Here is a 22,876-nt window from a genome sequence, read left to right on the forward strand (position 1 = left end):
AACTGGGCATTATACAAAAGAAAGCCCCGCGGGAATACCGCAGGGCTTTAAGGTTTTGAGCTAAAAATGAAAAATATTATTTACTATCAGCAAGTGCATCGAGGTAACGTTCGGCATCGAGAGCTGCCATACAGCCACTACCGGCAGAAGTAATCGCTTGACGGTAGTTGTGATCCATAACATCACCTGCAGCAAAAACACCCGGTACACTCGTTTGAGTTGCATTACCTTCTAGGCCGGATTGAACGATGATGTAACCATCTTTCATCTCTAGCTGACCTTCAAAGATCGAGGTGTTTGGTTGGTGACCAATGGCGATAAAGGCACCCATTACATCAATCTGTTCGATATTGTCTGACTGAGTATCTTTGATTCGCACGCCAGTCACACCCATGTCGTCACCGACGACTTCTTCCAAAGTACGGTCAGTATGAAGAATGATGTTGCCATTTTCTACTTTATCCATCAGGCGCTTAACTAGAATTTTCTCAGCGCGGAAGCTATCACGACGGTGAATTAAGTGAACTTCGGAAGCAATGTTCGATAGGTAAAGCGCTTCTTCAACTGCGGTATTACCACCACCAACAACGGCAACTTTTTGGTTGCGGTAGAAGAAACCATCACAAGTAGCACAAGCCGAAACACCGCGACCTTTGAATGCTTCTTCAGACTCTAGGCCTAAGTACTTAGCTGAGGCGCCGGTTGAAATGATAAGCGCATCACAGGTGTAATCACCGCTATCACCCTTTAGACGGAAAGGGCGCTGGCTGAAATCAACTTCATTGATGTGATCAAAAAGAATTTCAGTTTCAAAGCGCTCAGCATGCTCTTTCATTCGATCCATTAGACCAGGACCAGTCAAACCTTCAGGATCGCCAGGCCAGTTTTCCACTTCAGTGGTTGTTGTTAACTGACCGCCTTGCTGCATACCTGTCACCAGAACAGGGTTCAAGTTTGCGCGGGCAGCATAAACTGCGGCGGTGTAGCCAGCAGGACCAGATCCAAGGATTAAAAGATTGCTATGTTTTACGTCGCTCATTTGTGCTCCATTAGCGGTGACGCTTATTTATTTGACTCGATTGTATGGAATATATGGGGCCATTTAAAGGGTTAGCAAGGGAAGAGAATGTAATAATTGGTTATAGATTAGAACGCAAACGTTATCAGTTAATTTGGTATTAAGGTTTATAACTCATTGATGTTGATAAGAAAATTAATTATCTCTAGTGAAGTCATCTAGTTTTTTAACTTGCAGCTTTTTAATTCTGGACTTAATCACTGTATATTGAATTATAAATGGTTATATATTCCAAAATATAAAAATTGATGGATTGAAATGCTAAATAAAGTTGATCTGGCAATACAAGTGCGCAAATAATAAATGTGAATAAGATGTTAATCACATTATAGGTATGTACATTCATTAAGGAGATGATGATGTTACATCAGCGCGAAACTACCCTACAACTGACCAAGTTAAGTGATGCTGCGATTTCACAACTGGCCCCTTCGTTTACTCAACTACCTCATACCGAGCATGCTGATGGCCAGTATCGTTTAAGACGTTATTCCGTAGTGACATTGCAAGATGGCAACGTGGTCGATTTAAATAAGAGTGAGTTCGTTCAAAGTGATGATATTAATCGCTTTCAGGGTAACGTGGTTCGCCAGTTTGAACCGATTGAAAAGCCGATCATGAATAGTGACGGTATGCGTGAAATGTGTCAGCTATTTGCGCAATCTAATCATCTCACTGATGGTCATGAAATTGAGATTCACCAAATTCGTATCTCGGCTGTTTACGACGAGACTCAGGTTGCTCCAGAAGGTGTTCACCAAGATGGATTTGAACATCTCGCAGTAGTAGGCATGGGGCGTCACAACATTGAGGGTGGCGATATCATGGTTTACAGCAGCTTCAATGAAGCTCCATTCTTCCGTAAAGCTTTGCATAGTGGTGAAGTCGCCATGCTAGCTGACGACAAACTTTGGCATAATGCGACACCAATTCGCTCGGTTATTGAGGGTGAAGCGGGGCATATGGATGTATTTGTGTTAACCGCAAAGGACAGCGTGAATGAGCTTCACTCCTAATTTAGCAAGAGCGCAGTTCAGCGCTCTTGGTCAAACACATAATGATTTGCCAGTTATCTTTTTAGATGGCCCTGGCGGTTCTCAAGTACCAAAGTCTGTGCTTGAAGCGATGCAGGCTTATCTGGGTTTCTTTAACTCTAACTTGGGTGGTCATTACTTTTCGAGTCAGCAAACGACTGATTTAATGAAGCAAGCACGTGAACATGCTCAAGCCTTGGTCAATGCAGAATCAAGCAGCAACATAGTGTTTGGCGCAAATATGACGTCATTAACCTTTCAGTTGAGCAGAGCTATCAGCCGAGATTGGCAAGCCGGCGATGAAGTGATTGTTACTGCTCTTGACCATTACTCGAATGTCTCAAGCTGGCAACAAGCCGCAGAAGATAAAAGTGCGGTTGTTCATCAAGCTCGCGTCGACGAAAGTGACTGTGGTCTTGATATTGAACACTTACTTTCGCTGATTAATGATAAGACAGTACTTGTTGCTTTGACCTATGCGTCGAATACAACTGGTTCAATTGTTGACGTTCAACGCGTTGTCGAAGCCGCGCATCGAGTGGGTGCTAAGGTTTATGTAGACGCTGTTCACTATGCACCGCATCATTTGGTTGACGTGCAAAAGCTTGGCTGTGATTTCTTAGCGTGCTCTGCTTACAAGTTCTTTGGTCCACATGTCGGTATTGCCTACGTAGCGCCGAAATGGCTACAGAGTTTGAAACCTTACAAAGTTGAACCCGCAAAAGATGAAGGTCCGGGGCGCTTCGAAACGGGTACACAAAGCTTTGAAGGTTTAGCTGGCGTAATTGCTGCTGTGAAATATCTGTCGCAGTGGGGTAAAAGCAACGCTTCGCTTAGGGAAAGATTAGTCGACTCATTTAAGCAGTTTAATCAGCATGAGTCAGCGATTAGTGAACGTTTTCTTAGCCGGTTATCTGAACTCGAAGGCGTGCATCTGTTTGGTAAGCTGGAAGCTAACAGCGAGCTAAGAACGCCAACCTTCGCCTTAACTTTTGATAACTATTCACCTGAGTTTATTGCTAAGAAGCTCGGAGAAAGAAATATCTGTGTTTGGAATGGACATTTCTACGCACTTGGGCTGGTTCGCCAGCTTGATTTAGAAGCGAGTGGTGGTGTAGTGCGAATTGGCTTTATGCATTACAACACATTAGAAGAAGTGGATATTCTGTTCGATGAGCTCAAGATAATTATCGGGCAATAGATAATATAATAAGTAAAAAGACCTCCTCCTAAGTGGAGGTCTTTTTCTAAGCAGTGCTTAAGCGCTGACTTCCACTTCATAAGAAGTGAACTTACGAATATTGATTACACCGGTATCAAAGATCATGTACTGACCTTTAATTCCTTGTAAAATCCCCGTGACTTCTGGGTTTTTGTCAAAATTATGAGAAGTGATTTTTGTAGGGTGTTGCTCCACTGGGTAGCTAATGGCAGTGATACTCTCACTTAGGATCTCAATCGCGTCTTCACCGTACAGCTGTTTAATTTCAGCAATTTTGTCTTCAACCAAAGGCAAGAGTTCAGCAAATCGCTCTTCTAGCGCCATTGGCTCTCCATCACCTTTTAACAGGGTGCGCCAGTTGGTTTTATCCGCGATGTGTTTTGCCAGTTCAACTTCGATAAGGCCTGAAATGTGGCGAGTCTTCACTTTGAAAATCGGCAAGCCTTGAGTAGCGCCTTGATCGATCCAGCGGGTTGGGATCTGGGTGTGACGAGTGATGCCCACTTTCAAACTTGAAGTGTTTGATAGATAAACGAAATGGTCGACCATGCAGTTTTCCTCTCCCCATTGAGGTTCGCGACAAGTCCCCTGATCGTAGTGACACGTCTCAGGCTTCATGATGCACATATCGCAACTGGCGAGCTTCTTCATACAAACAAAGCAGTGCCCTTGCGAATAGCTTTTTTTGGTTTTTTTACCACAAGAACTACAAAAGATATTCCCAGTATGAGTGAGTGTGATGCTCTTACCAATGAAAGGGGATAGGTCAACTAATTCGTCACCGACTGGAAGGCGATAATGAACCGTATTTTCGAGAGAGGCGCGCATTTTACTTAGCGTACCTTTAGCTAATAAAGACATGACAGTGCTCTTACTTTAATGAGGGTTAACCCTCTTTGTTTTTAGACCCCCATTGTAGCAGTTTTTACCCAGACTCGGGCAAATCTATGCCAGTAAGCAATAATGTAACTGTAGTGGTTTAGTTTGGTTATATTTAAGTCAATAAGCACTAAGTTTATGAGTCAGATCTAATATTTACCTGCTGTCATATACCCAAAACGCGATAAAATGGAACCAAAGTCGTATTATTAATTGGTATTGTATTCTGTTCGCTGTTTTTCAGCACAATAATTGGTTGGATTCTAGTATTGAAAGTTGTTCATAAGGTCACCTTTTTCATGGTCGTTGTGACCATATTGGTTGTGCAGTTATATTGGATGCACGGAGGTGGTCACGTCTTTAAAATTTTCCCCAGTCAGTTTACCTTTTTGGCCACAGACGACCAAGATTTAGGGGGCGTCAGTACCGCAAGTTTGGAGCTATCTGAATCTGAAGTGGTATTAAATTGTAAGTTAGATAAATCAGATGCTTACCCTTGGCCTTATTGCGGTGTATCAATACAACTTGGTGACACCATGCAGCAAGGTATCAACTTAAAAAACTACCATACGGTTAGATTGAATATTGACTTTGAGCAACTCGATAGCGCCACTGAACCTACGCTACGCTTTTACCTTCGCAACTTTAATCCAGCGTACTCTTCTGCTGAGGATGAATACACGCAAAAATACAATGGGCTGGCATACTCCCCTGGGGTAGGAAACGGAATCATTGAGATCCCGATTGCTAATTTGCAGGTGTTAACGTGGTGGTTAGCGGATAACCAGATACCAATTGCTCATTCTGCACCGGAGTTCACAAACGTGACTAAGTTGGAGTTAGCGACTGGCTCGGGTCATTTTACTGGTGAGTACAAGATGACTATCAAGAGCATCGAATTCATCGGAAACTATATTGATGGTGAAACACTCATGTTGGCCTTGCTGGTATTTTGGGTTTCGCTAGCGCTTGTATACAGTATTGTGGAGATAAAACGTAGCCACCACCTGATTCTTCAGTCTCATTTTAGACAGGAACACCTTCGCAAACTAAACAAAGAGTTACAAGAGCAGAATATCCACTTTGCAGAATTGGCAAATCGCGACGCACTGACAGGGGCTATGAATCGTCACTCCATTCGGGAGTGGCTAGAGAAGCATTTTGAAGGAAAATTAGGACGCGAGAAGGCATTAGCGGCGCTATACCTTGATATTGACCACTTTAAGGACGTCAATGACAAATATGGACACGCGATGGGTGACGATATTCTGCGAGAGTTCACCATGGTGATATTAAGTATGCTTAGTCCAAGTGAACGCCTCGTCCGTTGGGGGGGAGAAGAGTTCGTGGTTTTTTGCCCTGGATTGAATTTGGAAGAGGCATCTGAGCTCGCGGAACGAATCCGACATCGAATTGAGTCTCATATCTGGGTACATGGGGACCCGCTGACAACCAGTATAGGGGTTGCTTCTCGCTCTAGGGAGCGCACCAACGCAATGATCACTCGTGCCGATGAAGCTTTGTATTTGGCGAAGCGACAAGGAAGAAACCAGGTTGTGGTCAGCTCTCAGACTGACTAATCAAAGGTTGTTCGGCTAACTCTGGTTTTGCTTCGGGTTCAGGAAGTTGTTCGATCAAGATAGGTTCCTTAGGACCGAGAAACTTTGGTTTCGCATTGGTAATATAGATGTCCAGAACCGCTTTTGCGCGCGCAAATACTTCTCTCATTCTGACCTGAAATCCAGAGTGTTTCGAAGGCCCTGCAACCGCAAAACATTTCGCATCAATATTGTGTGAATTGGCGATAAATATCGCTCTCTCGCAATGAAACTTTTGAGAAATGATTAGGAAGTTATTGGTATCAAAAATTTCTTTTGCTCGAACAACGGAGTCCAAAGTTCTAAACCCCGCATAATCTAAAAAAATGCTCTCTTCGGGTACCTCTGCTCTTAGCAAGTCACGTTTCATCGTCCAAGGTTCATTGTAAGAGCGATGCGCGTTATCGCCACTCAGAAGAAAGTTGTCCACCTTGCCTTGCTGATACAGTTCTATCGCCGCGTCGATACGATGGGTGTAATACTCATTGAGAATTTTGCCTAAATACTTGCTGGTTCCCAGAACAACCGCAACATCAAAAGACTCGATCTGTTCGGTGTCGGTAAATAGCTGGTCTCTGGCTTGGTAAGAGACCCATCGATCAATTGCGAATAAAGACACGGCAAGGATCGCTAACGCGACTGGCAGCCACGCTAACGCTCTTAGCGCCAGCTTAAGCCAAGTGTGTTGTCTGGTTTCGTGGTGAAATAATCTTCGCACTAAATTTGTCGATTCCGCTGCGCCCATAGACCTATAAAAATAAAGCAAAACAATACGATGGAAAACATGATGCCAGCCTCTAGACCACGCAGTGTCCGAGATAGGTAAGGTGTTGCTTTGACAATGATTAAGCCGTAACCAAATGCGTTAATCAAGACAAACGCAACAGTTCTGAGGGCAAAGTTGGTGTTTCTTAACAATCTCCTCAGTAATGCGTTAATTTCTCCACCTGCCATGACCAAAATGCATGCGATTAAAGCCGTCGAAATTTCTGTCAGATAGGGGCGTAGGTATCCACCCATAAGGTCTAGGTATTCCATGAAAACTAATGTGAATGTCATCGATTGAGTAACGATATCATGAAGCTGGCGTGTAAGGCAGTGCAGTCTGTCGTCATGAGATCTTTGTGGCAGGAATAAAAAAACCCAGCGTGTGCTGGGTTTTGAATAAACAGTGCGTTTAGAAAGCGGTGCGCTTGTAACGGCGATAAACAGGTTGCCAGAATGAAGCATCAATCGCTTCTTCTAGCGCTTCGTCTGTGATCTCAAGTGCGACGCCTTGCTCAATCGCTTTTTTAGCAACCGCAAAAGCAATCTTCTTAGAAACAGAATGAATCGCTTCTAGTGGCGGTAATAGAGCGCCCTGACCATTAATCGCTAATGGCGAACATGTTGCTAGGGCACGGCTAGATTCCATAAGCATCTCGTCAGTCACGCGTTTAGCTTGAACCGCCAATACACCTAAACCGATACCTGGGAAGATGTAACTGTTGTTACATTGTGCGATAGGGTAGGTCTTACCGTCATGTACCACAGGATCGAATGGACTACCTGTAGCAACCAGAGCTTCACCGTTAGTCCAACGAATAATGTCGTTAGGTGTCGCTTCCACACGGCTTGTTGGGTTAGATAGCGGGAATACGATTGGGCGAGCGCAGTGTTTGTGCATCTCTTTGATTACGTCTTCGCTAAACAGACCTGGTGCACCAGATACGCCAACAAGAACCGTTGGTTTAGCATTGCGCATGACATCAAGAAGTGAGTAGCCGTTACCTTCTGCTTCCCAATCTGCCGTGTTTGAATGCTTCTGTACCAAACGTTGTTGGAAGTCGAGCAGGTTAGGCATGCCTTCTTGCAGCAGACCCCAACGGTCAACCATGAAGACTTGCGAACGTGCTTGCGCATCGCTAATGCCTTCCGAAACCATTTGAGCAATGATGGCTTCAGCAATACCACAACCAGCAGAGCCCGCACCTAAGAAAGTGACACGCTGTTCAGAAAGCTTGCTTCCTGCAGCCTGACAAGCCGCAAGTAGCGAACCTACAGTCACTGCCGCTGTACCTTGAATGTCATCATTGAAACAGCAGAAACGATCTTTGTAACGCTCTAGTAGCGGCATTGCGTTTTTCTGTGCGAAGTCCTCGAACTGAATGAGCGCGTCAGGCCAACGGCGCTGAACAGCCTGCATGAATTCTTCTAAGAATGCATCGTACTCTGCGCCAGTAATACGCGGATGGCGCCAGCCCATGTACATTGGGTCAGCAAGACGTTGCGGGTTATTCGTGCCCACATCGAGTACGATTGGCAGTGTGTAAGCTGGGCTAATACCACCACAGGCGGTGTAAAGCGCGAGCTTACCAATCGGAATACCCATACCACCGATACCTTGGTCGCCTAAACCAAGAATTCGCTCACCGTCTGTCACTACGATAACCTTCACGTTGTGACTTGAAGCGTTGTTCAAAATGTCATCAATGCGATCGCGGTTAGCGTAAGAGACAAAAAGGCCACGGCCACGGCGGTAGATGTTCGAGAAGTTTTCACAAGCTGCACCAACGGTCGGCGTATAGATGATTGGCATCATCTCAGAGATGTGGTTCTGAACAAGGCGGTAGAAAAGTGTTTCGTTTGTGTCTTGGATGTTGCGTAGGTAGATGTGCTTATCCATATCGCTTTCGAAGTTACGATATTGTTGGTAAGCGCGTTCCACTTGTTCCTGAATAGTTTCAGTGTTTTCTGGTAGCAGACCTTCAAGGTTGAATGAGCTTCTTTCCTCAGCTGAGAAAGCACTGCCTTTGTTAAGAAGAGGAGTACTGAGAAGCGCAGGGCCTGCATATTGGATATATAGAGGGCGTTTATCGTTATTCATCACATGCCTTAGTAGGGTGTTAGGGTCAACAGACCTTTGGGAACAGGAACATAAAAATGATAGGGATTCGTTGTCGTATTGTAAACTGAATATTCCTGCATTCTGGCAAAGATTGCGTATATAATTTCATGCTTTAGCACTACCCACGCGTAAATCATGACTAGCCTACCCATAGATACCCTGAAAACCGAATTTTTGTCCCAGCTTTCCGCTCATCATCTCATCGTAGAAGCAGAGACAGGATCGGGTAAGTCGACGCGTTTACCCATTTGGGCGGCGCATCAAGGCAGGGTTCTGGTGATCGAGCCAAGACGTATCGCTTGTACCTCATTGGCTCAGTTTCTCTCTGAGCAAAGTAATCAGCCTCTGGGACAGTCAGTCGGTTATGCGATTAAGCTGGAGAGCCGCTTTGATGAAAACACGCAAGTCGTGTTTGTGACGCCCGGTGTGGCGTTGCGTTGGTTTTCTGAGAACAAGCTGGAGGACTTTGATACGGTTATCGTCGATGAATTCCATGAGCGACGCTGGGATACCGATTTGTTGGTCGCTTTGCTTAAAGATAGCCAGACACACAGATTAGTCGTCACTTCCGCCACCATTGAGGGCGAAAAACTTGCCAATTACATCGGCGCGAAGCGTATGTATGCTGAGGGGCGTAACTTCAATGTCTCAATAGGGCATCGAGCAGGCGACTCAAGGCAGCTTCCTGATGCGAGAAACCTTGATGAAAAAGTAAAGCAAGAAGTGTTGACGCTTAGTGATGTTGACGGTGACATTTTGGTGTTTCTTCCGGGTAGAAAAGAGATCAGTCAATGTCAGGGTAAGTTGGCAGGAATCGAAGGCTTGATGGCTGTCCCGCTCCATGCGTCGGTTACCGATGAGCAGCGAGAAGTCGCACTGAATACACAAGCCTATAAAAAAGTCGTCTTGGCGACCAATGTTGCGGAGACGTCACTGACTATCCCCAACATAGTAGCGGTCATTGACTCTGGATTAGAACGAAGAACAGAACAGCGTAATGGGCGAACCGCTCTAAGTTTAAAGCATATCTCCAAAGCCAGTGCAAAGCAGCGTAGTGGGCGCGCGGGGCGAGTTATGGATGGTATCTGTATCCGCTTATATGGTGAACACGCCGCTTTATCGGAAGTAACGCCGCCGGAGATGCATCGAGAGTCATTAACCGAAGCAATGCTCGCGTCAGCAAGTTGCGGTAAGGCGTTAGCACAGCTAAATTTCTTGGAATTATTGCCTGAGCGCTCTCTTAACCAAGCGAATGAAATGCTCACTGCAATGGGGGCAATCAACGAAGCGGGGACTGCCACTACGCATGGCCAACGGATTTATCCATTACCAATTGATGCTCTGTACGCCGATTTAGTGACTCGAATGCCTTCTAAACCTCTCCAAGAGGCGATGGTTGATCTCACCTCTGTATTGGCTACGCCAGCCAACTTGTATCGCTTATCTAGCAATGAAGAAGAAAGAGAAACGTTAGAGAAAGACGAGCCTTTGGGCTGCGATGCACAACTGGCAATCGGAATCCTTAGGGGGGACCAGTTCTCTGGAATTAAGGTTGACGCAGATGTCGCAAAGGAAGCAAAGGCCCTTTCTGCCCAAATGCGAGAAGTGTTTGAATTACCTCAGCTCAGTGTTGCTTCTCGATATTCACATCAAGAACTGGTTGAGGCAATTGCTCGCCTGCATCCAGAGCTCGTTTTTGTGCGAAGATTGAAACGAAGAGAAGCAATGGGTAATGGTGTGATGGAAGTAGTGCTGGGTAGAGAAACTCGTTTTCCAAACAAATTTGAAGCCGCACTTGTCCTCGATACTCATAGTTTGCCGGGCAGGGGAGTGAAGCAAACCCTTAATTTAGCCACCTTCACTATGCCTATTGCACTGAACGCGCTTAGTAAGATTGGCTTAGGTGAGTGGCAGCAGGGGGATGTGGTAACGGTTGATGCACAGCCAATGGTCGAGATGAGATTGAACTATGCGGGAAGAGTCATTGCCACTCGACATGAAATAGCTCAAGGTGAACTTGCCATTCAGCCCATGCTTGAAGCCGTCATTGCTAATCAATTACTACCTGGGTTTGCAGAAACTCGTCACAAGCAAATTGAGCACTGGAAACTTTATATCGCGCTAGGGCTTGGGACATCGAATGATAAGGTTGATGAGCTAAACTTTGAAAGTTGGTTTACAGAGCAGCTTAGCTTACTTGAGTTGGATGATGTCAGCGAGCTTGAGCTTTTTAGCGCAGAGGACTTTACCTTCGAAGGCATTCCATATTGGGAGTATGAAGACTTCGCCAGTGCATACCCTTTTGAACTCGCATTGGGTGATCTTAATCTCGATGTTGAATACCACGCTAAGAAAAAGCTGATTTATGTCATACACCGCGATGGACTGCGTAAAGGGTATCCAAAACGTTGGGAGCTACCGAGTTGGAAGGGTTGGAGAATTCAGTACAAAAAAGCGAGCAAGATTGTTGATATAAAATAGTATTTAGGGAACAAGATATTATTTGGTATCTAAAATATTAAGCAACCGGTTCCTTATATCATTTTATTGTACACATTTTGTTACCGCATTGGTTTTTATATAGCTTTTTAAAACAGAATTAGGGTATAAAAGACCATTGTTTTATATCCTATTGCTATAACCAGTTTGATCTAGGATATTGAGTACACTGTGTTGCCGATATTACGGGGGATGATATGGAACATCTAGGCAAGACAAGTGTTGTATTCGACTATACTTCTTTTCTCGGTGCTTCTTGTAGTAAGAAATGGACTTTCTTGGAAGCGATGAGCACGTTTGCTCCGATATTCAGCCTTGCTTGGAAGAATACGATAAAAGAGACGCTATCGGTTGAAGATCGCTTGTGGGATCAAGCTATGAAATCGCTATCGGCGAATCGTAGTGATGAATCAAATATTGCTACGCTGCTTCAGTTAGCAAAGAGTGAAGGGGTAGAAGAGCTCAAGCTCGTTATGCCTTACGAGTTGGATGTAGAGCTACTCGAACGACTGAAAACCAAATCCAAAGCAGATATCACGCTCTTGTCCCAAGACGAGCTCATTATCAGACTGTAGTAAGACTATTTTTTCAACAATCCATCACTAGTCTCTATTGTCCATACGTATCGGAAAAAGATCTCACATGAGATCTTTTTCGCTATCTGAGCATTTGAATTCGTACAAGATCATAATTCTCACAATTTATTCAGTAACTTGACGGTTACTTGTTCTATATTTTCTTATCAATATAAATCACATATCCAGTATCTGACGTGGATTCTGGTAAGGGAAACTGGCCGCTATTCTTGCCTCGATATAGGAAAGTTTGACGCCGTTAATTTGTGCAGTATATGGACTTAAGAGGTCGTAATGGAATTGAAGTACCGTTGGATATTAGCCCCTTTACTCTTTGCTAGCTCGGTGCATGCCGCAGAAACCAATAAAATAAACGAACTAAACTATGATTTCTTCTACGCAGATTTAAGCTCAGGGTCGCTGAATGAAAGCTTAGGCAGTGATAACAATGCGACTGCCCTAGCTGTGGGTGGTAACTATGTATGGAGCGAAAACATTCTATTTACGCTCGACTACACGGCAAGATTTATACATCCGCAAGATGTCACTACTGAGCTATATACACTGCTACCAGGCGTTGCCTATCGTTATCCACTTATGGAAAAGCTCGATGTTATCGCGACAGCGAAATTAGGCTACTTATGGGCAAAACAGACTCTCGATAGTACCGAAGAAAAGCTATTTAGCGATAGTAAACCTTCGATTGGCGCAAGTTTAGAGCTCAAATATGCGCTGACTGAGAAATGGGAGTTAGCAGGGCGAGGAGAGTTTAATTACACAGATCTGCTTGAAGAAACGCTGTTTAACGTAAGAGCAGATTATCAGTTTGCAGAGCGATTTACGGTTGGTGCTTTTTATACCCATCGCGACGGTGATTTTGAAACCGCAAGAATCAAAGGTAGTGCAACCACCAATGAGGGAGGCATATCTCTCAGATACCTTTTCTAAACCAATAGAAGCAAAAAGCCAGCTATATAGCTGGCTTTTTCGTATTTGAAAGTAAGCTGTTATAGAACCGCTGCAATACCTTTACAAAGTGGAAGCATGTTAGCTTTCGTCATACCCGCTACGCTGATGCGACCAGAACCTACGATGTAAATTGCGAATTCCTCTTTAAGACGAGTAACTTGCTCTTTAGTCAGGCCAGAGAATGAGAACATGCCATTTTGACGTTCGATAAAGCTAAAGTCAGCGTCAACGCCTTGTTCTTTAAGTGTTGCCACAAACAGCTCACGCATTTCTTGAATACGATCACGCATCTCTTTCACTTCCGCTTCCCACTCTGCACGTAGGTCGGCATTGTTCAGAATGTGAGTTACGACTGCGCTGCCGTGTGCTGGTGGGTTAGAGTAGATAGAGCGAATGATTGCTTTCACTTGTGAGAAGGCTGTCGTTGCCACTTCTTCTGACTCCGCTACGAGTGTGAATGCACCTACGCGCTCATTGTATAGACCGAAGTTCTTTGAGAAAGAGCTCGCGACTAGAATCTCTTTGTTGTACTGAGCAAAGATACGAAGACCCGCTGCGTCTTCTTCAACGCCTTTTGCAAAACCTTGGTAAGCAAAGTCGAAAAGTGGTAGAAGCTTTTTCTCTGCAACAAGCTTAGCCAATGTTTCCCACTCTTCTGCTGTTGGGTCGATACCTGTTGGGTTATGGCAGCAGCCGTGAAGAAGAACGACATCGCCTTCAGATGCTTGCTCTAGATCCGCAACCATAGAAGCGAAATCTTTGTCTTTAGTTTCAGCATTGTAGTAGCTGTACTGCGCAGTCTCGATACCTGCTGCAGCAAACACACCGTTGTGGTTAGCCCAAGTTGGGTTGCTGATCCAAATCTTTACTTCACCCAGTTGGCGTTTAATGAACTCACCAGCAACACGGAGTGCACCAGTACCGCCTGGAGCTTGAGCAGTTTTACCACGCTTGCTAGTAACGATTTCTGCATCATTGCCAAAAAGAAGTTTCTGAACTGCTAAAGCATATTCAGCAGTGCCTTCGATAGTCAGGTAAGACTTAGTCTTTTCTGTTTCAATAAGTGCCGCTTCCGCTTTTTTTACGGTTGCTAGAACAGGGGTTTCACCTTGTTCATTTTTATAGATACCCACGCCAAGGTTAATCTTTTCAGCACGAGCGTCTTTTTTAAATTCTTCAGTAAGGCCAAGAATAGGGTCTGCAGGAGCAGCGACTACTTTTTCAAACATAATGGTCATCCATGTTTATCGAAGGGATAGGTATAAGTAACTCGGTTATTTATACCTTTCTACGTAAAGTGAAACAACAGCGAAAGTGAAGAAAATCTAAAAAAGCGTCGTAATTTGGAGAGGATTTTGTTTAAGCCAAGTTTTCTATATGAAAAGTCCCTTTATTTTTAAAGTAAAGGGACTTTAAATGCAGGAAAATCCGTTATGCGTGCATCAGTTGCTCTAGCTCATTTTCCCTTGCTTCCAACTCTCGATATTTGTTGGCTATTGCGACGAATTCGTCTTCAATCGCCAGGAAAGCCTCAACGATTTGAGGGTCGAAATGAACTTCATTACCTTCGAGTATAATTGACTTTGCTTTCTCATGACTAAACGCTTTTTTGTATACACGTTCAGAAATGAGTGCGTCATAAACATCCGCTAGTGCCATTAATCTTCCTGAAAGCGGTATTTCTTCCCCTTTTAGCCCATTAGGGTAGCCGCTGCCGTTCCATTTCTCATGGTGAGTCAGGGAGATTTCCTTCGCGAGCTGTAAGAATGAGTTACTACCTAGCTGCCCTTCGGCCATTGATAGGGCTTTTGCTCCGATTTCAGGATGACCTTTCATTATTTCAAACTCTTCGTCAGTGAGTTTTCCTGGTTTGAGAAGTATATTGTCAGGAATACCGACTTTCCCTACGTCATGTAGCGGAGCGGATTTGTAGAGCAGCTCAATATAGTTTTCAGTCAGTAGAGGCTTGTGCTTATCGAATTGAGACAGGTATTTTGCCAACGCTCGGACATATTCTTGAGTACGGAGAATATGAGCCCCTGTCTCATTGTCACGTGATTCAGCAAGTGCCGATAAACTGACAATGGCTACATCGCGTGTGGTTTTTACTTCATCTTGAGATGACTCTAGGCTATCAAGCATTTGGTTTGTCAGTGATGCCATTGAGCCTAACTCGTCATGTTCGAAGATAGGAACACGTTTGGAAATGTTGCCGTTTGCGACTTCGATGAGAGAACATTCTTGGGCACTTAATACTTTTCGCATCAGCTTGCTCCATTGGAACATGATCGCGATGACGTAAGCACCCAGAACAATGGATATATATATAAACTCTTTTATGACGCTGATTTTTCCAGTGCCGTCTAGGATTCGTTCGGGGTTATGCTCAAGCCAAAAGATGTCTTTAACGGCAACCATCGCGAGCATCGAGGTCAATGTGATTAACAGCAGGCTAATAAGAAAAATCATCTGCTTGACCATAGATTGTCGTTCACCACTGAGTTCGAATTGGTAACGTTCAGCGCTGTTTAAGCTATCGAAACATGTGATCTTAGAGTCTAGTTGAAGCAGTATTCCGGTAAAGAAACCGAAAAGGCTCATACCAAAAAGAACTTTAAGATTGCTGTCGAGAGGAAAGTCGTAATAGACGTTATAGAAGGCAGCGAGTATTAAGCTAGCGAAAAACATCAATGTTGTATCGAGTCGCGCATGCTTTTGTTCTTTAACAAGTGTGTGTTGCTGAAGCACAAAGTGACGGAGTAGATAGACAACTCCAAATGTTACCGCTACGTGTGTGAAGAGTTCTGTAGATGTCAACGTTTCCAACATCGGACATACTCGTCCACCATAAAGACCGAAAACCACAGCTGCAAGTGCATACAGCTTTAGGGTCAAAGACGCATTGTAATTTGAGTTAACCATGTCAAAGCCTTTATATTATTATCAATATGACGAAAACTAGCCTGTAGACAAATATGAAAACTAAGTAATAGATTTGTCTCTTAAATAAAAGACCGAGCATTCTATCGGTTTGTTTCGTCTATTGATACATTTTTGCAACTTTAGTACTAGGTTTAGGATGCGAGTGGGTAAGAAGCAAGCGCGCACCTTTTAAGGTGCGCGCGGAGGTTTACTTTTTAAGGTTCATCTGAGATTCAATGGCATTAGCTTCGATGTCTGGGTTTTTACCCAGTTTGTCAGCCGCCCACTTGTTTAGGTAAGATAGAATCGCTTTTGCAGCATGTTTCTCAGTTGGTTTTTCACCATCCGTTACTTCAATATCTTGCTTTGGATGAGAGCCAGTAGCGTCCTCCGCAATGTGTAGCCAATCAGGGTGCCAGTAATACGGTTGGCCAGTCGGTGTTGTCCAACTATGTACACCATTGCTCTCGCCTTTGTACTCGATATGCGACGAATCGTATTTTTTCATTATTATCATCCCTTATGTAAGGTTGTTTGGATCACTATTACCTGATAAATGTAACAGAGTTTTTAATATTTAATGTGATTTAACTCTACAAACAGGGTTCGTTAAAACCAAAGCCTTAGAGTGAGAAGCTTGTAAGCCCATGATTCTTCTGACTATGGTATCTTTGCTGACCAATGATGAGGGTACTATGAATCGCTACCAGCAATTAGCAGAAAAATTAAAGCAACAGATAAAAGATAATACGTGGCGCTCTGGAGAAAAAATCCCTTCGCTTCGTGCAGCAAGCAGAAGTTTTTCGGTGAGTTCAGCTACCGTATTACAAGCGTATCAGCTTCTTGAATCAGAAGGGTGGATCAAGGCTAAGCCGCAGTCAGGCTATTTTGTTACGCCAGCCATAGAGAACGGACAACGACAAAGAGCTCAACCGACAGTACGAAGTGAATACAATGACGAGCTCTACGAGTTTCTAAAAAGTAATAATCAAGCCGCGGTCGCTTTTGGCTCTGCATTTCCAACACCTAGCTTGTTTCCTCTTCAATCACTCAACCGCCATTTAGCCAGTGCGGGTAGAAAGGTACCGGCAGAAAGTGTGATACAAAATTTACCACCGGGTAATGAAGCACTACGTAGAATGATTGCTCAGCGCTATATAACTCATGGTGTGACGGTTTCCCATGACGACATAGTGCTGACTTCTGGAGCGATGGAAGCGCTTAATCTAAGCTTACAGGTTGTTTGTGAGCCGGGTGATACAGTAGTGATCGAAACGCCAACCTTTTATGGCGCCCTGCAAGCGGTTGAACGGCTTAAGCTCAATGTTATTCAAGTACCTGTTAACCCCTCAACAGGGATAGACCTACCTCAGCTTGAGCAAGCATTTAGTCAAAACGATGTGAAAGCCTGTTGGCTAATGGCGAATTATCAAAACCCAACTGGTGTCTCCTTAAGCGATAGGTCCAAACGTTCGGTGGTTGAGTTGGCAAACCAATATGATGTCTATCTGATTGAGGACGATGTCTATGCAGAATTACACTTTGAGGATCGCAAACCTTATCCACTCAAGTATTGGGATGAGCAAGACCAAGTGCTGCTTTGTGGTTCATTGTCCAAATCGCTCTGCCCTGGTTACCGAATAGGGTGGGTGGTGAATAGAACTCTGAGTGATAGGTTGCAAAAGCAACAGCTTACCTCAACGTTATCTGCGAGTTCTCCTATCCAGCAAGGTGTTGCTCATTACCTCCAATTCGAAAGTTATGACAACCACTTACGAAAACTTCGCAAACAGCTCTATGCAAGGCAAAAAGAATATCTCAGTCTGATAGAGAAGTGTTTACCGGGTGTCGTAGCAGTTCAGAAGCCTGAAGGAGGGTATTTTCTCTGGCTTGAGTTTAATGAGGAAATTGATACTTACTTTATCTATCAAGAGCTGAAGAAGTTCGATATCTCAATTGCGTACGGTAATCTGTTTGTCGCCAACAATCAATTTCAGAACTGTATGCGCATCAACATCTCATTCGAACTGACTGATGAGGTTAAGAGCGCGCTCAAAAAAATAGGGCAGCTAGTCAACTGCTAGGGCGTTTTTCGGCTTAACTGTACAGTTATGCATGAAGCAAACTGTGGTGAAATAGCCTCATTGCTATTGCGAGGGGTTAGTTATGGAAAAACGACGTTATAAACATGAGTACCGTTTGGTGTTTGTCGCGATAATTTGTGCAAGCCTACTGGTGTTTGGCCACCTAATTTTGGCGAAGTCTTTTGCCACCTTAGCGTGGACTGAGTACACGGCGGCGGCCATACCATTTGTGATGTTTGCCATCTGCTTATACGGGATTCGATACGCTGCCAAGACCGATAGCATAGAGTGAGTTGTGAAGGGCTAACCCAATGGTTAGCCCTCTTTTTTTGTTAGTTCCTAACATTGTCTGGGTGGCTAACGGAAGGGTCAGAGTCACTAGGATAGATTCCCATAAGGTCCTCGGCATTTTGTAGCCAGTCAGGGTGCCAGTAATAAGGTTGGCTTCCGGAGGGATGATCCCAATCCATTGAATGCTCATGTCTTCCGTTATAAGACAAGTCATCGAGTCTGAATACTCTCATAACAATCTTCCTCACTGTGATCATACTGCGTCACAGTATTAAGTATGATCACAGTGAGGAAGATTTGCGTATTTGACAGATACAAAAAAGCCTCCGAGTTCGGAGGCTTTTGCTATTCTTAACTTCGATTTAGAAGTTTGCAGAGCGTGGTGTACGTGGGAATGGAATCACGTCACGAACGTTACCCATGCCTGTTACGTAAGAGACTAGACGCTCAAAACCTAGACCGAAGCCTGCGTGAGGTACTGTGCCGTAACGGCGTAGGTCGCGGTACCAGTTCATGTGTTCTGGGTCGATACCGATTTCACGCATGCGCTCGTCTAGTACATCTAGACGCTCTTCACGTTGAGAACCACCGATAATCTCACCAATACCAGGTGCAAGAACATCCATCGCGGCTACTGTTTTACCGTCGTCATTCAGGCGCATGTAGAACGCTTTGATGTCTTTCGGGTAGTTCTTAACGATAACTGGCGCCTTGAAGTGCTCTTCTGCTAGGTAACGCTCGTGCTCAGAAGACATATCGATACCCCACTCAACAGGGAATTCGAACTCGCGACCAGAATCTAGAAGGATCTGAATTGCATCCGTGTAGTCAACTTGAGCAAAGTCAGAAGAAACAAACTGTTCTAGACGCGTGATTGCTTCTTTGTCGATACGTTGAGCAAAGAATTCAAGGTCATCACGACATTCTTCAAGTGCTGCTTTAAATACGTACTTCAACATATCTTCAGAAAGCTTAGCGATATCTTCTAGGTCTGCGAACGCAACTTCAGGCTCAACCATCCAGAATTCAGCTAGGTGGCGGCTAGTGTTTGAGTTTTCAGCGCGGAATGTTGGGCCAAATGTGTAAACTTTGCTTAGTGCACAAGCGTAGGCTTCACCGTTTAGCTGACCAGATACAGTAAGGAAGGTTTCTTTACCGAAGAAGTCTTCGTTGTAATCTACTTTGCCTTCTTCTGTGCGAGGTAGGTTTTCCATGTCTAGCGTAGAAACGCGGAACATTTCACCAGCGCCTTCTGCGTCAGAAGCTGTGATTAGTGGAGCAGATACCCAAAAGTAACCTTGCTCGTGGTAGAAGCGGTGAATCGCTTGAGATAGGCAGTTACGTACACGTGCTACCGCACCGATTACGTTAGTGCGCGGACGCAGGTGTGCAACTTCACGTAGGTACTCGATAGAGTGACGAGTTTTTGCCATCGGGTAAGTTTCTGCATCTTCAACCCAACCTACAACTTTAACGTCAGTTGCAGCAAGCTCGAAGTCTTGACCCTTCGCAGGAGATTCAACAATCTTACCAGTTACTTCAACAGAGCAGCCAGTAGTCAGCTTTAGTACTTCGTCTTCGTAATTATTAAGATTATTAGGGACCACGGCCTGAATCGGGTCGAAACAAGAGCCGTCATAAATGGCAAGGAAAGAGATTCCAGCTTTGGAATCACGACGTGAACGGATCCAGCCACGAACAGTTACTTCACTGTCTACTGCTAGCTGACCTTTCAAAACGTCTGATACAGGCGCGTAAGTCATGTTTTCAATATTCTCCATTGAGGTAAAAATTCAACCCAATGTCGTAATACTCACCGAATAAATAATGAGCAAACATTGGGTTGGATAGAATTCTATAGATTCAATGGAACATATTACCTTTCAAATATTATGCTTCAACCTTTATTGTCATTTAGTCGAACAAAAATACCCATTATCTGCCTATTTCTTTGTTGAAAGGGTAAATTGAGCCAACAACTGCTCTAGATGTTCTGAAAGTTGCTCAAGATTCATACTGATGTCTCTTGTTTGCGCTGCTGACTCGGTCGTTTGGTTCGCATGTTGGTTTATCACCTGAACTTTCCCCTGAACCTCATGACTTAAGTGTGCAGTGCTGCTGGATTGCCGCTGGATACTGTTTGCATGAGCGAGTGCTTGTTGCATCTCTTCCACTACTTCAGTCATTGCTTGTGAAAGCAGCTCGATTTCGTTAGAGCGCTGATGCGCTGTGCCACAAACGGTGTCGACGGAAGAAAGTGATGCTTCGCTGTCCTTTTGGAATTGAGCAATTATGCTTTCAATGCTGCCCGTTGCTTCAGCGGTGCGACTAGCGAGATTGCGTACTTCGTCTGCGACTACGGCAAACCCTCTGCCTTGTTCACCAGCACGTGCCGCTTCTATGGCTGCGTTGAGAGCGAGTAGATTGGTTTGCTCGGCAACGCCTTTAATCACCTCCAAAATACTCGATACTTCAGCGGTTTGGTCGTTAAGCTCTACAATGCTTTCTTTCACTTGCTCTATGTCGGTCACTAAGCTCTTAATTTCGTGGCTTGCTCCATGCGCCTGACGAGCACTTTGTTCTGCAATATGAGTGGTGTGTTTAATCAGTGTCGACGCTTCTTCAGTTGCAGACTCTACTTGTACTTGTTGCGACTGCATCTGTTCGATATTTTCCTGTACTTCAGCCGTTTCTGCTTGCTGGTTACTTGCAGCAGAATCGGTGACTTGTGCGACTTGCGTCAGTTCACTCGCGCTGCCTGCAACTTTGTGAGACGTCGACTGAACCTGTTCAAGGCTATGGTTGACGGTGTCCATAAATGAGTTGATTGCTCCGGACAATTGACCAATTTCATCGGTTTGCTTGGTGTCGAGTCGTTGAGAGAGATCTTTTGTTTTGCTAACACTCTGCATAAAGCCAGATGTTTTTTGGATTGGGCGAACGATGATCTTTCTGATTAATCCCATTGTGATCACAAAGCCGACGAAGCCGAATGCTGACATGATTGCCAAAGCGATAAAAGCACGTTGACTGATGAGTTGGTTTACATGGGACAAGTTGTACTCGAGACGAATCGCCCCTAATACTTCCCCCTCTGGTGCCATATGACAGGCAACACAGTTAGTCCCACGATAGTTTTCACTCGACTTCATCGGTAGAGCGACCACAATACCTTTGCCCCATTCAGCACTGATAGGCTCAATGATCATTTCGCCCGCAAGAGCGCGCTTATCGATGTCATCGACAGGGTTTTGGTTCTCTTGCCCAGGTCCGTAGAGCTTGCTGACCGCTTCTGCTCGTAGAACTTTGACTTGTTCAATCCCATCTTGAGCTAGGGCTTTCTGTCTTAAGGTTTCTTTTTGAGCCATGGTGCCAGTCAGCATCATCATGTTCAGGCTGTCAAAATAGTTACTTGCCTTATCGTGGAGTTGTTCACTTAAGACAGAGTTTATTAATTCACGTTGCTGCAAGTATTGGTATGTTGTTGACGCTACGAGGACTAAGCCAAATACCGTTAACAATGTAATAAGCAACTTTGTAGTAATTGTAAGGCGCATTATTGGATATAAATTTATAATATTGGAATAGACATCAACATATTCTCCTATATGCAGATAGGAAGAAAGACGTCAAATTTTATACTGTGACCGCACTCTCTGTGAGGGTATTGTAAATGTGATGTAAGGTACGTGTAATCAAATCTTTGACGTAGTGACGTAAAATCGACGTGCTTGAGACGCGATGATAAGTTGTTTAAATATAGTGGTTTATAAGTGGGTTAGGTTGCCAAGTGTTTTTGTCTGTGAAGGGGCTTTTAGTAGTAAGCAACTCAAGTCTAATAGGGCATGACAAAGAGGAGTTGGCAAACAAGACTTGATGATTCAGCGCATGCTAAGAGATGGTGGCAATTTTATTTAATCTGAATATTTATTTTATGAAGACTCATACATATGTTAATTCAGCTGAATTAAATTGGAAAAATGCAATCATTGTTTTTGAATTTCGAAATGTATAAAAGCGTAGCAACAGATTATATTGGCGCGGAAGACATATCTGGCTTATTGTTTTTAAACCTATCAAAGGAGTTTAACGTCACGTGTTAATTACGCCGCCTTAAGTATCAATTCTCTCCCAACCTACACCTAAGCCGAGCGCCCGCTCATCTGAACTACGAGTGAACTTTAAGATGTCTGTATTGGCAGGGTTTACTGTACGCGTAAAAAGAGAATTTTATGATCATATATCCAATTCAAAAACAGTTATGCATGGATAGAGGAGCCTTAAGAAAACAAACATCGACACAAGGATGTTAGTAATGAAGTTGCTGATGACTATTGTTTTATTCGTATTGCTTGCTGGTGCTAGCGCATTAGCAAAGTGGAATGAAGATGAACGATTCTGGAAGAAGCATGCCCTTGCTAATCCAGATGTCGATGAACAGCGAGCAAGGCTCGTTGCTAAACGCCTTTCACAAATACCTACCGATGAAAGGGAACAATTGGAATCTGAGCTGGAACATTTAGAGCAGCTTGGTGAACAGTTAACCCCCCAACAAAATGCACGTTGGTGCGATATCTATCTTTACCTACAAGGCGAGTCTAGCCTTAATCCTACTCTCAATGACGGTGAGCGAGCTTTGACGATTGATGAGCTGATCGATGAGGCGAATTTATTAGCTGACTTACTCGAGCAGCAAGGCCATTCCCAAACCCTATTAGCAAGGTACCGAGAACTTTCGTTCAAGATAGATCTGCTTAGCACTAAGTACAACTCTGAACTGTAAGAGTTATCTGGTAGCCCGATACATGAAAAGAGGAGTTAACCCTAGTGTTAATTAC

The 22,876-nt window shown here is 44.2% G+C and carries 20 protein-coding genes; 9 read left to right on the top strand and 11 right to left on the bottom strand.

Annotation, left to right across the window (positions count from 1 at the left end; all coding sequences use genetic code 11):
- Positions 1-76: 76 nt before the first annotated feature.
- Positions 77-1,039, bottom strand: a complete 963-nt coding sequence (gene trxB / locus AC6R16_RS08910) for a thioredoxin-disulfide reductase (RefSeq protein ID WP_494504845.1) — start codon at positions 1,037-1,039, stop codon at positions 77-79.
- A 398-nt stretch (positions 1,040-1,437) separates the two neighbouring features.
- On the opposite strand from trxB, the gene AC6R16_RS08915 reads away from it, so the two are divergent.
- Positions 1,438-2,094: a 2OG-Fe dioxygenase family protein gene (locus AC6R16_RS08915; RefSeq protein ID WP_174329880.1), complete on the top strand. Its 657-nt coding sequence runs from the start codon at positions 1,438-1,440 to the stop codon at positions 2,092-2,094.
- Positions 2,078-3,313: a cysteine desulfurase-like protein gene (locus AC6R16_RS08920; RefSeq protein WP_500674173.1), complete on the top strand. Its 1,236-nt coding sequence runs from the start codon at positions 2,078-2,080 to the stop codon at positions 3,311-3,313. Before AC6R16_RS08915 ends, AC6R16_RS08920 begins: the two co-directional genes overlap by 17 nt.
- A gap of 57 nt (positions 3,314-3,370) precedes the next feature.
- Here the strand turns inward: AC6R16_RS08920 and AC6R16_RS08925 are convergent, their stop codons facing one another.
- Entirely contained in the window at positions 3,371-4,195 is an 825-nt protein-coding gene (locus tag AC6R16_RS08925) for a DUF2797 domain-containing protein (RefSeq protein WP_500674174.1), read from the bottom strand.
- A 317-nt stretch (positions 4,196-4,512) separates the two neighbouring features.
- Here AC6R16_RS08925 and AC6R16_RS08930 point away from each other — a divergent pair, with 317 nt between their 5' ends.
- Positions 4,513-5,793, top strand: a complete 1,281-nt coding sequence (locus tag AC6R16_RS08930) for a GGDEF domain-containing protein (protein ID WP_500674221.1) — start codon at positions 4,513-4,515, stop codon at positions 5,791-5,793.
- Here AC6R16_RS08930 and AC6R16_RS08935 read toward each other — a convergent pair.
- From AC6R16_RS08935 to AC6R16_RS08945, 3 genes are all read right to left on the bottom strand, one after another.
- A complete protein-coding gene (locus AC6R16_RS08935) occupies positions 5,774-6,556 on the bottom strand; it encodes a SanA/YdcF family protein (RefSeq protein ID WP_500674175.1) in 783 nt (260 codons plus the stop codon). The two genes, AC6R16_RS08930 and AC6R16_RS08935, sit on opposite strands and share 20 nt — an antisense overlap.
- A complete protein-coding gene (locus AC6R16_RS08940; protein ID WP_038197444.1) occupies positions 6,529-6,849 on the bottom strand; it encodes a DUF3392 domain-containing protein in 321 nt (106 codons plus the stop codon). Before AC6R16_RS08940 ends, AC6R16_RS08935 begins: the two co-directional genes overlap by 28 nt.
- Before the next feature lie 139 nt (positions 6,850-6,988).
- Entirely contained in the window at positions 6,989-8,677 is a 1,689-nt protein-coding gene (locus AC6R16_RS08945; protein ID WP_171321390.1) for an NAD-dependent malic enzyme, read from the bottom strand.
- Positions 8,678-8,833: 156 nt separating this feature from the next.
- Between AC6R16_RS08945 and AC6R16_RS08950 the strand changes: the two genes are divergently transcribed.
- The 3 genes from AC6R16_RS08950 (at position 8,834) to AC6R16_RS08960 (ending at position 12,720) form a co-directional block, all read left to right on the top strand.
- Positions 8,834-11,179: a helicase-related protein gene (locus tag AC6R16_RS08950; protein ID WP_500674176.1), complete on the top strand. Its 2,346-nt coding sequence runs from the start codon at positions 8,834-8,836 to the stop codon at positions 11,177-11,179.
- Positions 11,180-11,394: 215 nt separating this feature from the next.
- On the top strand, positions 11,395-11,772 hold the full coding sequence (locus AC6R16_RS08955; RefSeq protein ID WP_500641954.1) for a transporter: 378 nt from the start codon (positions 11,395-11,397) through the stop codon (positions 11,770-11,772).
- A 294-nt stretch (positions 11,773-12,066) separates the two neighbouring features.
- A complete protein-coding gene (locus AC6R16_RS08960; protein WP_500674177.1) occupies positions 12,067-12,720 on the top strand; it encodes an outer membrane beta-barrel protein in 654 nt (217 codons plus the stop codon).
- A 59-nt stretch (positions 12,721-12,779) separates the two neighbouring features.
- Here AC6R16_RS08960 and AC6R16_RS08965 read toward each other — a convergent pair whose 3' ends face one another.
- From AC6R16_RS08965 to AC6R16_RS08975, 3 genes are all read right to left on the bottom strand, one after another.
- Positions 12,780-13,970, bottom strand: coding sequence for an amino acid aminotransferase (locus AC6R16_RS08965; RefSeq protein WP_500674178.1), 1,191 nt, complete (start codon positions 13,968-13,970; stop codon positions 12,780-12,782).
- A 202-nt stretch (positions 13,971-14,172) separates the two neighbouring features.
- Positions 14,173-15,663, bottom strand: coding sequence for an HD-GYP domain-containing protein (locus tag AC6R16_RS08970; RefSeq protein WP_500674179.1), 1,491 nt, complete (start codon positions 15,661-15,663; stop codon positions 14,173-14,175).
- 208 nt (positions 15,664-15,871) lie between these two features.
- On the bottom strand, positions 15,872-16,171 hold the full coding sequence (locus tag AC6R16_RS08975) for a hypothetical protein (RefSeq protein ID WP_500641958.1): 300 nt from the start codon (positions 16,169-16,171) through the stop codon (positions 15,872-15,874).
- A gap of 187 nt (positions 16,172-16,358) precedes the next feature.
- On the opposite strand from AC6R16_RS08975, the gene AC6R16_RS08980 reads away from it, so the two are divergent.
- Together AC6R16_RS08980 and AC6R16_RS08985 are read left to right on the top strand one after the other, a co-directional pair.
- Positions 16,359-17,747 carry an aminotransferase-like domain-containing protein gene (locus tag AC6R16_RS08980; protein WP_500674222.1) on the top strand — a complete coding sequence of 463 codons (1,389 nt, stop codon included), beginning with the start codon at positions 16,359-16,361 and terminating at the stop codon, positions 17,745-17,747.
- Between the two features lie 82 nt (positions 17,748-17,829).
- The gene (locus AC6R16_RS08985; RefSeq protein WP_004746160.1) at positions 17,830-18,039 is read left to right on the top strand and encodes a hypothetical protein; all 210 of its coding nucleotides are present in this window, start codon (positions 17,830-17,832) and stop codon (positions 18,037-18,039) included.
- A 40-nt stretch (positions 18,040-18,079) separates the two neighbouring features.
- Here AC6R16_RS08985 and AC6R16_RS08990 read toward each other — a convergent pair whose 3' ends face one another.
- The 3 genes from AC6R16_RS08990 to AC6R16_RS09000 form a co-directional block, all read right to left on the bottom strand.
- Positions 18,080-18,271 (bottom strand): hypothetical protein, encoded by a 192-nt coding sequence (locus AC6R16_RS08990; RefSeq protein WP_138922207.1) that lies wholly within the window; start codon positions 18,269-18,271, stop codon positions 18,080-18,082.
- A 129-nt stretch (positions 18,272-18,400) separates the two neighbouring features.
- Complete coding sequence (gene asnS, locus AC6R16_RS08995) at positions 18,401-19,801, bottom strand: asparagine--tRNA ligase (RefSeq protein WP_494504853.1); 1,401 nt, start codon at positions 19,799-19,801, stop codon at positions 18,401-18,403.
- Positions 19,802-19,981: 180 nt separating this feature from the next.
- Positions 19,982-21,595 carry a methyl-accepting chemotaxis protein gene (locus tag AC6R16_RS09000; protein ID WP_500674180.1) on the bottom strand — a complete coding sequence of 538 codons (1,614 nt, stop codon included), beginning with the start codon at positions 21,593-21,595 and terminating at the stop codon, positions 19,982-19,984.
- A 758-nt stretch (positions 21,596-22,353) separates the two neighbouring features.
- Here AC6R16_RS09000 and AC6R16_RS09005 point away from each other — a divergent pair.
- Entirely contained in the window at positions 22,354-22,821 is a 468-nt protein-coding gene (locus AC6R16_RS09005) for a hypothetical protein (protein ID WP_500674181.1), read from the top strand.
- The last annotated feature ends 55 nt before the right edge of the window (positions 22,822-22,876 follow it).

It is taken from the genome of Vibrio sp. R10-SG3-ISO10, assembly GCF_059834185.1.